The organism is Citrobacter sp. CRE-46 (genome assembly GCF_059615875.1).
Map to the genome: position 1 here is coordinate 2,248,048 of NZ_CM184341.1, position 13,581 is coordinate 2,261,628.

The window sequence follows — 13,581 nt, forward strand, 5'->3', positions numbered from 1 at the left end:
TTGCCGTTTCCGTTTTTCTCTCCCCGTACAACACCATTTCTATCCAACAAACAGGGCAACGCGGATGCCAGCACGTGCTAAACGTCCATGCCGACACAAAGGGTGTGCGGCAATCACCAACGATGTCAGAGGATATTGTGACCAACACCGACAGCAGCATGCTGGTGACGGCTGGCGGAATTATCTGTCAGGAAAGAGCAGGCAAGAACGTGGATATGGGCGGTCCTGGGAAATCATACGGGAGCGTATCCTACAGCGTGATCAATACCTGTGTAAGAACCATCGCCGGCAGAAGATAGCCAAGAAAGCGACCAGCGTTGACCACATAATCCCAAAAGCTCATGGCGGTACTGATGACGATTCCAATCTTGAGTCGTTGTGCTGGGAATGCCACAGAGCGAAGACAGCAAGAGAACGTATTCGATGATAATATTCACTGCTGTAATGCATAAGAACAGTTTCTACATTCATGCAGATACCCGGAAGGAATTTTGGGTGTTTTTAAGTAAAACACTGGGATGGGGCAAATTTGAGTTAATTCGCCCCTCTGACGAGTTTAGCTCTACTGGAGGGTTGTTTGAATTAGTCGAAGTGCGTTCGGCAGATTCAGAACCCCCTGAGTCAGTAACTGTAGGGTCAAATGTTTTATGGCGTCTCCCGGAAGCTCTCGGAGTTTTGAAATCAATCCCTTCTTCTGATCTTCAGATATATTTGCGACACGGATTATATCCTCAAGGGCAACAATCGTGTCATTGTGTAACCGAACGGTTTGAACCTTAAGGATCGCACTTAAGCCGCCATCATCAAGAAGAAAATCAATTCCTTTCTCTGTAATGTTGCAGTATGGGGCGTTGAAAATAAAATCAACGCCAGCCATGGTTTCGCTGCGTACGAAGGGTGTAGAAACAAGACTATGCATTTCAAGATATAGCATGCACGCCACAAAGTGATCATAGTTATCAAACTTCTCAATGAGGTCTCGCTCCTGTGCCTTGTTTAAAGAGTTGGGAGCACAATCTATAAGAGCGTTGAGGATCTCAAGTTGTAAGGCTCTATCATATTTTCTAGTTTTATCCATTTCTTAGACTCCATCGTTTATTTATTGAGATTAACTGAAGACACTATGCTGAACATCCTGATGGATGACCAGTATCTGCTTTTGCATGCTTTCTTGCTGTCATCTTCAAGGGGGAGGGGGGATCAAATCCCTGCCCCCTTTCGCGCTTCAGGACTGCCGCCTGAAGGCCATTTTTGCACGTCATAAATAAGGATCTTTTTTCCGGTAGGTTTCACCTATTAAAAGAGGAGTTATGGCTGGTGGAATTCGATCGTCTGGAGGGGGGAGAAAACCCATCTTACCCGCCGGGCAAAAAAGTAAATTAACCCGAATTGCACCTCCTGCAGAGTTAATGGGGGAGGCTGCTATAAGAATGTGGAAGACCCAGAGCAAAATCCTGATCGAAAGAGGCGTATTTGAACTTGAAGATGCCCCCTTACTTTTAGCCTACTGCAATGCCTTCCATCTCATGCTTGAAGCTGAAAAATTACTGGCTTCAGGGCTGACAACTGAAAGTGAAATGGGAGGATTAAAAAAACATCCTGCAGTTAACGTCCGAAATGATTCAGTTTCCCAGATTGCCCGTCTGGGCTCACTTCTGGGGTTAGATCCGCTCAGCCGTATCAGAATGACCAGTGGCAGAAATGCTCCTGACGATGACGGGAATGAATTTGATGAGTTTGACTGATGGCTACATATCCGAACGTCAATGCAGCGAACCAGTATGCAAGAGATGTTGTTGGCGGGAAGATCCTTGCTTGTCAGTTAACTGTGCTTGCTTGTCAACGACACCTTGATGATTTGGAACGTGCGAAGGATCCTGCCTGGCCTTACCGGTTTGATAAAAACAAGGCCGAGCGATTTTTGCGCTTTGCTCAGAAGATGCCTCATACGGCTGGTGAATGGGCCAGGAAGAAACTACGCATAGAATTTGAGCCCTGGCAAAAGTTTGCTCTTGGTGTGCCATTTGGTTGGGTTAATAAGAAGTCCGGATTCCGCCGTTTTTCTGAAATATATATTGAGGTTCCCAGGAAAAATGGGAAGTCTGCAATTGCAGCTGCCGTTGGTAATTATATGTTTTGCGCTGATGGAGAACATGGTGCAGAAGTGTACTGTGGCGCCACTACAGAAAAACAGGCCTGGAAAGTCTTCTCTCCCGCTCTACAAATGGTAAAAAAACTCCCTGCATTGCGACAAAAATACTCAGTCAAACCCTGGGCAAAGAAAATGACCCGTCCGGATGGCTCTGTTTTTGCGCCAGTCATCGGCGATCCTGGTGACGGCGATTCCCCTTCATGTGCAATTATTGATGAATATCACGAGCACCAAACAGATGCTCTTTATACGACTATGACAACAGGAATGGGGGCAAGGGAACAACCTATCACTCTGATCATTACAACTGCGGGTTATGACATTACTTCTCCGTGTTATGAGAAACGTGCTCAGGTGGTGGAAATTCTACGCCGGAATCGGGTGGGAGAAGAAAACGAAACGATTTTCGGTATTATTTACGGTCTTGATGATGATGACGACTGGACAAAACCTGAAGCATTAATCAAAGCAAATCCAAACTTTGGCATTTCCGTAAAAGAACACTTCCTTCGCGCAAAGCAATTGCTTGGAATATCTAACCCCAGCCAGACGAACAAAATTCTTACCAAGCATTTTAACCGGTGGGTAAGTGCCAAGACGGTTTTCTATGATCTGCAAAAATGGATGGCTGCAGCGGACAATAGTCTCAAGTTGTCTGATTTCGCCGATGAAGATTGCTGGTTGGGGATAGATCTTGCGTCCAAGGTTGACCTGAATGCGGTCGTACCAGTATTCAGACGGGAAGTGGATGGTATTACGCATTTCTACTGTGTCAGTCCGATGTTCTGGGTGCCTGAAGATACGGTTTACTCACCAGATCCCACATTGAAAACCACTTCTGACCGCTATCAGTCATTTGTTAAACAAGAGGTTCTGATACCGACAGAAGGTGCGGAAGTGGACTATCGGCTTATTTTTGAGTCAATCCTTCAATTACGTCAGCGTGTAAAAATCGTTCAGTGTCCTATTGATCCTTACGGTGCAACATCATTACGACACATGCTTGAAGAGGAGGGGCTGGAGCCAGTTGAGATCAGGCAAAACTTCACCAACATGAGTGACCCTATGCGTGAAATTGAGGCCGCGCTGGCATCAGGACGTTTTCATCATGACGGCAACCCTATCATGAACTGGTGCATCCAGAATGTTATTGGGCGTTATTTGCCTGGAAGCGATGATATTGTCCGCCCCGGCAAGGAGGGGAAGCAAAATAAAATTGATGGTGCTGTAGGATTACTTATGGGGATCGGACGGGCCATGCTGAACAGTACAGTAAGTAAATCGGCTTATGATGAGGAAGATATTACATGTTAATCACAGTCCTGAGTTTTATTCTCGGCCTCGTTGGAGTCGGCTTATTGTCGACCGGTGCCTGGCTTATTTCACCCTCCGTCGGATTTATTACTGGCGGTTTGATTTGTCTGCTGTGGTCGTTTTTAATTGCGAGATCCTTATCTACAGGATTTCACAAACCAGGGGGTGAGTAATGTTTATCCCCCAGATGTTTCGGGGTAAATCGCGATCAGGAAGTGGATTTTGGGAAACCATGCTGGGAGGAGTGAGTTCGAGTCAGAGTAAGGCTGGGATAATCATAACTCCTGAAACTGCGATGGCATTATCAGCTGTTCGGGCATGTGTAACTCTTCTGGCTGAATCTGTAGCGCAACTGCCGTGTGAGCTTTACAGACGAGGTGCTAACGGAGCCCGTAAGCGAGCTACTGACCACCCCGTTTATGATCTTGTACATTCCCAGCCTAATAAAAAGGACACCTCTTTCGAGTATTTTGAGCAACAACAGGGCTTGTTAGGGCTGGAGGGCAATTGTTACTCGATTATCGACAGGGACGGGAAAGGTTTCCCGAGGGAATTAATCCCGGTTAATCCCAAAAAAGTCATCGTCCTGAAAGGGCCAGACGGGATGCCCTATTATGAACTCCCCGAAATTGGCGAAACGTTGCCAATGCGCATGATTCATCATGTGAAAGTATTTTCGCTCGACGGTTATATCGGCAGTTCTCCAATCCAGACAAATGCGGATGTACTTGGGTTAAACCTGGCTGTGGAGGAACATGCTGCTCAGGTTTTTCGTCGAGGTACGACGATGAGCGGTGTTATTGAGCGTCCAAAAGAAGCTGCGACAATCAAAAACCAGGATGCAATAGACAGACTGCTGGCAAAGTGGACGGACAGGTATTCCGGCGTCAGGAACGCATTCTCTGTTGCATTGCTTCAGGAAGGGATGAGCTACAAACAGCTATCTCAGGATAATGAGAAAGCGCAGCTGTTACAGTCCCGTCAATGGGGCGTGGAGGAAGTGTGCCGGCTCTATAAAATCCCGCCTCATATGGTGCAGATGCTGGCGAAAGCCACAAATAACAACATTGAGCATCAGGGGCTGCAGTTTGTGATGTACACGCTGTTGGCCTGGCTGAAGCGTCATGAAGGCGCATTAATGCGCGATCTGCTTTTACCCAGCGAGCGCGGTGATCTGTACATTGAATTCAATGTTTCTGGCCTGCTGCGCGGGGATCAGAAGTCACGCTATGAATCTTATGCCTTAGGCCGCCAGTGGGGCTGGTTATCGGTTAACGACATTCGCCGCATGGAGAACCTTCCACCCATCGCCGGAGGGGATAAATACCTGACGCCTCTGAATATGGTCGACAGTAAACAAATCTTACCTGGCGATAACACGCCAACAGCACAACAACTGGCAGAAATCAACTCTATTCTGTCCAGAAACTGAATATCACTCGCAGTGCGGGCTGACCTGGTAAACATCATGACAAAAAATTTAATTAATCTGCCGCATCTGGCGGCTATGGTCTTTGGTGTTCCACATTACGTGACACGACAGACAATGGATTCTGTAAAAGCTGTGCTGGTTCCCCGTATTCAGGGATTATCAGAAGAGGCTGGAATTCACATGACGCAGGATCCTGATAACAATCAGGCGCCAGATTTGGTTCAACCAGCTGCTGGAATGGCTGTTATTCCTGTTCACGGCATTCTGGTTCCACGTCGTGGGCAAATTACTGCAATGTGTTCTGAACTTACCAGCTATGAGCGCATACGTAGCCAGGTGCATGCTGCATTAAATGACCCTTCCATCAGTGAAATTGTGCTGGATATAAATTCTGGTGGTGGTGCGGCGGTTGGATGCAAGGAACTGGCCGATTATATTTTCCAGTCACATCAAACTAAGCCTATTACTGCAATTGTGAACTACAGCGCCTATTCTGCGGCTTACTTTATCGCTTCGGCCTGCAGCAAAATTGTAGTCAGCCAGACCAGTGGAGTCGGCTCGATTGGAGTGATCATGGAACACCTGGATACTTCCAGGATGGAAGAGCAAATGGGGTTAACATTCACCACGATTTTTCGGGGAGATAACAAAAATAACGGTACACAACATGAGCCACTGAGTGAAAACGCTCGGGGAATGTTCCAGAGGATGATTGACGATATGTACGAGACGTTTATTACCTCTGTAGCGGAATACCGAAATCTTGCCCCTCAGACGGTGATTAACACGCAGGCCGGAATCTATTTCGGCGCTGATGCCATTTCTGCTGGTCTTGCCGATGAAGTTTCGGATCCTCAGTCCGCAATTAATGCCATTGCGGCAAAGTACAAACAACCTCAAAGAACCACTTCCATAAAGTTGCAGGCAGCCGCGATGGACCTGCAAACAAGAATGTAACCCGGCGCTAACGCGTCATTACCAGAAAGCAGCCTGTTGGCTGCTTTTTTTATGCCAAAAAGAGAGAAAACTATGCCACAGATTGAAGAATTACGTCGTCAGCGTGCGGGTATTAATGAACAGGTACAGGTCCTGGCCACGATTGAAACTACCGGTGGAACGCTGACAGCGGAGCAGTTAACCGAATTTGCCAGCTTGCAGCAGCAGTTCACGGATATCAGCGCCAAGATTGAGCGTCTGGAAGCGGCTGAACGTGCTGCTGCGCTTGTTGCCAAACCGGTTAAAGGTACACAGCAGGCTCCAGGTATCAGCATTAAGGCTGAGCCAAAGCAATACACCGGCGCAGGCATGACCCGTCTGGTGATGTCGATTGCGGCAGCACAGGGTAACGTCCAGGACGCTGCAAAATTTGCAGCTGAAGAACTGAATGACCAGTCTGTCTCGATGGCCATCAATACTGCTGCCGCGTCAGGCGGTGTTCTTATTCCGCAAAACCTGCACAGCGAGGTGATCGAACTGCTGCGCGATCGCACCATCGTTCGTAAGCTGGGCGCGCGCTCCATTCCGCTGCCGAACGGCAACATGGCGCTGCCGCGTCTGGCAGGTGGTGCGACGGCGAGCTACACCGGGGAAGGCAAGGATGCGAAAACATCAGAAGCGCGCTTCGATGATGTGAAACTCACTGCGAAAACCATGATTGCAATGGTGCCAATCTCCAACCAGCTGATTGGTCGTGCTGGCTACAACGTGGAGCAGCTGGTCCTGCAGGATATTCTGACCGCGATTTCTGTTCGTGAAGACAAAGCCTTTATGCGCGATGACGGTACCGGTGATACGCCTGTCGGTATGAAAGCACGGGCAACTGAGTGGAGCCGTCTGCTGCCGTGGGAAGCTGCTGCTGATATCAATCTTAATACGATTGATGCGTATCTCGACAGCATCATCCTGATGGCTATGGACGGCAACAGCAACATGATCAGCTGCGGCTGGGGTATGTCGAACCGTACCTACATGAAACTGTTCGGTCTGCGCGACGGTAACGGTAACAAGGTCTACCCGGAAATGGCGCAGGGGATCCTGAAGGGATTTCAGATTCAGCGTACCAGCGCTATCCCGGCAAACCTCGGTGACGCAGGCAAAGAGTCGGAAATTTACTTCGCTGACTTTAATGATGTGGTTATCGGTGAAGACGGCAACATGAAGGTGTCGTTCTCGCAGGAAGCCTCCTACCAGGACGGGGATGGCAATCTGGTTTCCGCGTTCTCCCGTAACCAGTCGTTGATCCGCGTGGTGACGGAGCACGATATCGGCTTCCGTCATCCGGAAGGTCTTGTTCTCGGGACAAAAGTGCTGTTTTAACCGGTCCTGCACTCTGTGCGACCACGGTCGCACAGCGTAAAAGCACGTAATTCCCCAGGCCCGCAGCAGCGGGTTTTTTCTTTTCAGGAGCAAAACGATGACAACGAAAGCGGCAAAAGCAGCGGCAGCGGCGGCTGCAGCCGGTGATGTGAAAAAGCCGGATGAACTGACGCCGGAAAATACAGTGGACGGGGATGACGGTCAGAATACTGCAGCGGGTTCAGGTGAAGCAGGTGTTGATCTGACCGGAAGTGAAACAAACGGGGCCACGGGCCTGACGGGAGCAGAAGTAGCGCGAAAAGCGGTTTTTTTCCTGGGACCCTATCATCGTTATTCACGCGGTGATACGGCCTGTTTTGATGCTGAGTACGCAGAGAAACTGGTTGAACGCCATATTGCGGTATGGCCAGCAGATGCGGAAAAGGCGCTGAGTCCCCGCAAGGGAGCCGATGACCATGATACTGACATTGGATGATGTGAAAACCCAGCTCCGCCTGGAGCCGGATTTCACGGAGCATGACGACATGCTCACTAAAATGGTGGCGGCTGCGCAAAAGAGTATTGAGCGTGACTACTACTGCAAACTGGTGGGAAGCGATGACGAACTGCAGGCGCTGCCGGAAGGGGTACGCGGTTTTGTGGCGGATGAAGATATCCAGCTGGCCATGCAGTATCTGGTCGGGGATGCGTATCTGAATGGTTTCACCGGGCAGTGGCTGGAGACGGCTGCGGTCCGGCACCTTCTTTTCCCGTTGCAGGAGAACACGGTATGAGCCTGAAGCCGGAAGAAATGACCTGCCGTCTTTCGATTGGGTATATGCAATCCGGCCGGGGGCCGCTGGGTGAACATCTGCCGGAACAACTGGTCGCGACCGGGAAAGCCTGGGCGAAGCGCGAGCTGGTATCGGGCAGAAAGGTCCGCACAATGGATCAACAGCAGGTTGTTGAAACGTGTCTTTTTACCACTCATCCGAACCTGAATATTGATATCGACTGGAAAATAACGACCTCTGACCGGGTTTATACCGTTCGTAACGTCGAACGTCTTGCGGATCGCATCATCATCACAGGGGAGGCAGACGCACGTCATGATCGAGCTGGCATTAAAGGCAGCACTTGAACGCCTGAGCGGGCTGGATGTTTATCCTCTGCTCCTGCCTGATGAGCTGCAGGAGGGGATTACTTACCAGTGTATCTCGGATCCGGAACTGTACGCCGGACTGTTACGCACAGGTCTGATTGCGGGCCGCTTCCAGATAGCGATTCATCTGCTTAATGACTACACCCGCCTGTTACAGCTGGATAAGAAAATCGGCTCGGAATGGACCGCTATCGTGCATGGCCAGCTGGAGGGTTTTCCCGTGCAGCATGTGGTCCGGGGTGGAATACAGCAGAGTAAAACGGTACTAACCAGCGGCAATATTCAGTACCGGCTCGTGCGGGATTTTACCTTTCACTACCGGGACGCCTCACCATGATCACTATGGACGTAAAAGGGCTGGACGAGCTGGAGCGGCAGCTTACTGCGCTCGGTGAAAAGGTCGGCACGAAGGTGTTACGTGATGCAGGGCGTGAGGCGCTGAAAGTGGTGGAAGAAGACATGAAGCAACATGCCGGCTTCGACGAGGCGTCCTCTGCAGAGCATATGCGTGATTCCATCAAAATTCGCTCTTCCACCCGGAAAGGTCGCGGAAATACGGTGGTAATCCTTCGGGTTGGCCCCAGCAAAAAGCATTACATGAAAGCGCTGGCCCAGGAGTTCGGGACGGTTAAACAGGTTGCCGATCCGTTCATCCGTCCGGCACTGGATTACAACGTCCAGAAGGTTCTGCGCATTCTGACCGTAGAAATCCGCAATGGCATTCAGAACAGGTAGCAACCGCTGCCCACTATTTAAGAGAGAATCATTATGGCTGATGAAAATAACACGCCAAAATCATCCCCTGAGTACGCAATGCTTCCTGCCGGGACGGTGGTGAAGTTTGGCGAAGTAAACGCCGCCGTGGCGGCACTCAAACCCCTGATTAACTGTAAGGCGCTGGGCGCGACAGGTCAGACGGGAGGATTTGTCGACTGTACCACCCTGCTGGACAAGAGTAAGCAGTCAATATCCGACCTTCCGGAAGGGCCGGAGAAATCGCTGGGATTCATTGACGACCCGGGAAACGAGGATTTCACCGCGTTCCTCAATGCTGCAGAGCAGCGTAAGACCGTTCAGTTTTATATTGAGCTGCCGAACAAACGAACGGCCTCAATGATCCTCGCGCTTTCAGGCTGGCAGATGAACGAAATCACAGCGCCTGCCAGTGAAGTTATCCAGATTACAGTGCAGGGTAAGCAAAACAACATTAAATGGGGGATCGCCGCCCCGGCGCCAGATGCCGGAGCGTAATCCGTTTCCCGTTACACACCGCCTCCGGGCGTTTTTTTTCGTTTGAAAAACAGGATACATCATGTCTGAATTTAGCCTCTCCGAACTGAAAAAGGCCCTGCTCAGCGCAAAACCCTCTCCAATTAAAACCGAAATCTTCGGTACAAAGGTTTACCTTCGCCGGCTGACGGCGGCTGAGCTTATTGATCATGAAGATGCGCTCATCGAGGCACAGACCTCTGGCAACGCCCGCATGGCGTCAGAGCTGAGCGTACAGATTGTTATCGACAGTCTGGTTCAGCCTGACGGCTCCCCGATTAAAGCCAAAGACAAACCCACGGCGAAGGAGCTGCTGGCGGCACACGATAACGTTGCGCTTCTGGATGCCATCGACAAAGTGAAAAAGCACGGCATCGGTAAGCTGGAAACCGCCGAAAAAAACTGAGTGACTCGCCCTGGCTGGAGCTAATTTTCTGGCTGGCCGACCGCTGGGGCGAGCCTGACCCGTCAAAAATTGCGGCGCTTCCGGCTGACACGCTTTTTCACTGGCGTGCTTTCTTCCTCAAACAGGGCATTTTCAAAAAGCCTTCGCCAGAAGGTTCTGACAATAACCCGCCCCCTGTTAAATCACCCGCAGCAGCGAACCAGAGTCTGGATGCGCAGTGTGCGGCAGTCATGAAGGTATTAATGTAATGGGTGACGTTGCCTCTCTTGCCGTTGGGCTGCATCTGAATGCAGCGAACTTTAAATCGCAGCTGATGAGCGCCTACGGCAGCGCTGAGAGTCAGTCACGCCAGTTTAACCGCAATGCCCGGGCTGATGCGAAAAAGACGGAGGATGCCTATAAGCGTGTTTCTGCTTCGGTATCGGGGCTGGCAGGCAGGCTGGCAGGTTTTGCCGGGGCGGGTTTATCGCTGGGTACCATTATCAGCACCACGCGGCAGTACAGCCAGTCGTTGTCGGATTTGCAGGCTATCACCGGTGCCACCAGTGCGCAGATGAAACTGTACGATCAGGCGGCGCAGGAAATGGGCCGCACAACGGAATACAGCGCATCACAGGCCGCCGAGGCCATTAAACTGATGGCTTCGGCAAAGCCTGAACTGCTGAGTACCTCTGCGGGGCTGACAGCGGCGACCAAAAGCGCGTTAACGCTGGCCCAGGCGGCAGGGACGACGCTTCCGGATGCCACCCGAACGCTGGCCCTGTCATTAAACCAGTTTGGGGCGGGAGCCAGTGAAGCGGACCTGTATATCAACGTGCTGGCTGCTGGCGCGAAATTTGGCTCATCGGAGATAGCCGATACTGCTGCCGCGATTAAAAATGGCGGGGTAGCAGCGGCACAGGCTGGCGTGGGTTTTGAAACCCTCAATGCCGCCATACAGGTACTGGCGGAGCGCGAAGTGAAAGGCGGCGAAGCCGGGACCGCACTGCGCAACGTGATCCTGAATCTGGAGAAAGGAACGGATAAGACCCTGAAGCCTTCTGTTGTCGGGCTGAGCCAGGCGCTGGAGAATCTGGCGGGAAAAAACCTGTCAACAAAACAGGCCGTAAAGCTGTTCGGGGTGGAAAACCTCAGCGCAGCATCCATCCTGGTGCAGAACCGCGAGAAGGTGGAGTCGCTGACCGCCGCCCTGACCGGTACGCAGACCGCGCATGAGCAGGCCGAAATCAGGGTAAATAACCTGAACGGCGATCTTCTCAGCCTGACTTCGGCTTTTGAAGGTCTGATTATTAAGGTAGGACAGAGCGGAAACGGCCCGCTGCGCAGTGGTGTTCAGACCGTTACCGATGCCATTAATGGCCTGACGGATAATTTTAATACGGTCGCCAACGTTGCGCTGTATACACTGATTCCTGTTCTGGCGACAAAACTGACGGCAGGTATCAGGGGGAACATCGGTGCCTGGGTTGAGCAGCAGCAGGCAGTCAGGGCCAGCGCGATGGCGCAGGCCGATATGGCGCGAAAAACGCTGGAAAGTACCGCCGCTACGCTGGCACAGAATAACGCAGAATTCGGGCGTTATCGGGAAATGGAGAAAAGCGCCAGACAATTTGGCCTTAACGTGAGTTACCAGAGCGAGTTTAACCGCTTAATCCGCCAGGAAACCGAGCAGACACTGCTTTCCACCCAGGCAAAGAGCCAGCTGAATGCTGCCAATAAACAGCTTTCAATTTCAGCCCGCGCGGCCTCTGCAGCAGTAGGTATGGCCAGAGGGGCGCTGGCACTGGTGGGCGGTCCAGTGGGGGCGGCTATGCTTGCCGGTTCGGCGTTGCTCTATTTCCATAATCAGGCGAAGAATGCCCGCCAGTCAGCGATTGACCTGAAAAATGCTGTTGTTGAAACGAATGAAGAGCTAAAAAAACTGTCGCTTAACCAGCTCAACGTGAAGCAGCTGGACATTGATGAACAGTTTGAGAATCAGGTTATTCAGCGAAATAAACTGATTAAAGAAATTCAGGATGCGGAAAGCCGTATTGATGGATTGAGTGGCTTCGATCCGTTCGGACAACTTAAAGGCGTACAGAACGATAAAACCCGCTACAAAGGGGATCTGGATGCCGTTGAGCAGGGGTTAAAACTCCTCAAAGAACGGCAAAAAATTGTCAAAGAGGCCATAGAACACGCTAAATCAGGGAAAACCGATCCCACACCGAAGCCGGATAAACCAGGGAATGAAACAGGGAGTGATAAACCTGATACCCCCTGGACCGGGGAAGGCGGGGATACTGGTAAGGGGCAAAAGTCGAAGGTTAACCAGTATGAGCAACTGCGGCGTGAAATCGAAGCGGCGCATGCCTCCAGTCTCGGACGTATCAACCTGCAGGAGCAGGAAAGCGCCAGAAAACTTCTTGAAGCCGCCCGCGCTGACGGAGCCAGCGAGGCTGATATTCAGAAGACTTTGCTGCTGAATGCTGAAAACTATCAGAAACAGCGCCTCGAACTGGCAGAACAGTATGCGCCAGCCAGAGCAACTCTTACGAAAGAGCGTGAAGCGAGCCAGGAGCTGAAGTCGCTCCTGAATGCCCGTATTCTGGATGAAAAGGAATACCAGACGGCCAGAATCACGCTGGCACAAAGTACGGCCCGCGAACTGTTACAGGCACAGGCAGCGGCAATGTCTGCCCCTCTGATTGATATCGCCGGGACGGTTGATCCGCTGGCAGAACTGCGCAATCAACTGGCCGAGCGTCAGTCACTGCTGCAGGCGTTTTACCAGAATGATGCAATCAACAAAGAGCAGTACGAACTGCTGAAGCAAAAGGCGGATAAAGATTCCGCTGATGCGCAGTACCAGACGGCGGTGGAGCTGTATAAGTCGCAGGGAAACCTGAACAGCCTCGCTATTGGCATGTTAGAGACCACCCAGGAGCGTTCCACCAACATGCTGACCGGCATGCTGGTAAACACCCAATCACTCCGGGACGGGATGAGTGGGTTATTTTCCTCCCTGACTCAGTCGGTGATTAAAAACCTTGTCGATATGGCAACGCAGGCGCTGATTACCAACACCATCCTGAAATCCATTATGGGCATCGGCGGCAGTCTTTTTGGCGGCGCAGCCAGCGCGAGTACCGGCACGGCCATCAGCAGTTTTGGCAGCAGTTTTAGTTTTAACGAGAAAGGCGGTGTTTATGATTCACCTTCATTAAGTGCCTACAGTAACGGCATCTATGACAGCCCGACCCTGTTTGCTTTTGCAAAGGGGGCAGGCGTGTTTGGTGAAGCAGGTCCGGAAGCCATTATGCCTCTGGCAAAAACGACTGACGGTACGCTGGGTGTCAGGGCGCTGGGTGACCCGGGTTCCTCTGGTGGTGGTATGAATGGTGGGATTGTTTATTCACCTGAGTATCACATTACCATTCAGAATGACGGGCAAAACGGGCAGATAGGGCCGCAGGCATCGCAGATGCTGGTCAAAATGGTCGACACGCGTGTCATGAGTATCCTGAGAACTCAGGGCCGCGATGGCGGCATGCTGGCGGGAGGATAAG

General features: G+C 51.3%; 15 protein-coding genes. 14 read left to right on the top strand and 1 reads right to left on the bottom strand.

The window, feature by feature from the left end:
- Positions 1-64: 64 nt before the first annotated feature.
- Positions 65-427, top strand: a complete 363-nt coding sequence (locus AC534G_RS10770) for an HNH endonuclease (RefSeq protein ID WP_227408807.1) — start codon at positions 65-67, stop codon at positions 425-427.
- A 135-nt stretch (positions 428-562) separates the two neighbouring features.
- On the opposite strand, the gene AC534G_RS10775 is transcribed toward AC534G_RS10770, so the two are convergent.
- Positions 563-1,078: a hypothetical protein gene (locus tag AC534G_RS10775; RefSeq protein ID WP_003841965.1), complete on the bottom strand. Its 516-nt coding sequence runs from the start codon at positions 1,076-1,078 to the stop codon at positions 563-565.
- A 232-nt stretch (positions 1,079-1,310) separates the two neighbouring features.
- Between AC534G_RS10775 and AC534G_RS10780 the strand changes: the two genes are divergently transcribed.
- The 13 genes from AC534G_RS10780 (at position 1,311) to AC534G_RS10840 (ending at position 13,580) form a co-directional block, all read left to right on the top strand.
- A complete protein-coding gene (locus AC534G_RS10780; RefSeq protein WP_042309017.1) occupies positions 1,311-1,745 on the top strand; it encodes a phage terminase small subunit P27 family in 435 nt (144 codons plus the stop codon).
- A complete protein-coding gene (locus tag AC534G_RS10785) occupies positions 1,745-3,466 on the top strand; it encodes a terminase large subunit (RefSeq protein ID WP_079938065.1) in 1,722 nt (573 codons plus the stop codon). The genes AC534G_RS10780 and AC534G_RS10785 overlap by 1 nt, the downstream gene beginning before the upstream one ends.
- A 172-nt stretch (positions 3,467-3,638) precedes the next feature.
- Positions 3,639-4,898, top strand: a complete 1,260-nt coding sequence (locus AC534G_RS10790) for a phage portal protein (RefSeq protein WP_227408808.1) — start codon at positions 3,639-3,641, stop codon at positions 4,896-4,898.
- 36 nt (positions 4,899-4,934) lie between these two features.
- The gene (locus tag AC534G_RS10795; protein WP_227408809.1) at positions 4,935-5,855 is read left to right on the top strand and encodes a S49 family peptidase; all 921 of its coding nucleotides are present in this window, start codon (positions 4,935-4,937) and stop codon (positions 5,853-5,855) included.
- A 72-nt stretch (positions 5,856-5,927) separates the two neighbouring features.
- A complete protein-coding gene (locus AC534G_RS10800; RefSeq protein WP_227408810.1) occupies positions 5,928-7,214 on the top strand; it encodes a phage major capsid protein in 1,287 nt (428 codons plus the stop codon).
- Between the two features lie 97 nt (positions 7,215-7,311).
- Positions 7,312-7,689, top strand: a complete 378-nt coding sequence (locus AC534G_RS10805; protein WP_227408811.1) for a hypothetical protein — start codon at positions 7,312-7,314, stop codon at positions 7,687-7,689.
- Positions 7,670-7,987, top strand: coding sequence for a head-tail connector protein (locus tag AC534G_RS10810; protein WP_003832371.1), 318 nt, complete (start codon positions 7,670-7,672; stop codon positions 7,985-7,987). The genes AC534G_RS10805 and AC534G_RS10810 overlap by 20 nt, the downstream gene beginning before the upstream one ends.
- Entirely contained in the window at positions 7,984-8,334 is a 351-nt protein-coding gene (locus AC534G_RS10815) for a head-tail adaptor protein (RefSeq protein WP_181508776.1), read from the top strand. Before AC534G_RS10810 ends, AC534G_RS10815 begins: the two co-directional genes overlap by 4 nt.
- Positions 8,303-8,692, top strand: coding sequence for a hypothetical protein (locus tag AC534G_RS10820; protein ID WP_181508775.1), 390 nt, complete (start codon positions 8,303-8,305; stop codon positions 8,690-8,692). The genes AC534G_RS10815 and AC534G_RS10820 overlap by 32 nt, the downstream gene beginning before the upstream one ends.
- Positions 8,689-9,090 (top strand): HK97-gp10 family putative phage morphogenesis protein, encoded by a 402-nt coding sequence (locus AC534G_RS10825; protein ID WP_038641333.1) that lies wholly within the window; start codon positions 8,689-8,691, stop codon positions 9,088-9,090. The genes AC534G_RS10820 and AC534G_RS10825 overlap by 4 nt, the downstream gene beginning before the upstream one ends.
- A 33-nt stretch (positions 9,091-9,123) precedes the next feature.
- Positions 9,124-9,606, top strand: a complete 483-nt coding sequence (locus AC534G_RS10830; RefSeq protein ID WP_038641331.1) for a major tail shaft subunit — start codon at positions 9,124-9,126, stop codon at positions 9,604-9,606.
- Between the two features lie 61 nt (positions 9,607-9,667).
- Positions 9,668-10,030 carry a phage tail protein gene (locus AC534G_RS10835; RefSeq protein ID WP_044700554.1) on the top strand — a complete coding sequence of 121 codons (363 nt, stop codon included), beginning with the start codon at positions 9,668-9,670 and terminating at the stop codon, positions 10,028-10,030.
- 247 nt (positions 10,031-10,277) lie between these two features.
- Positions 10,278-13,580: a phage tail tape measure protein gene (locus AC534G_RS10840; RefSeq protein WP_496594541.1), complete on the top strand. Its 3,303-nt coding sequence runs from the start codon at positions 10,278-10,280 to the stop codon at positions 13,578-13,580.
- Position 13,581 lies beyond the last annotated feature (1 nt).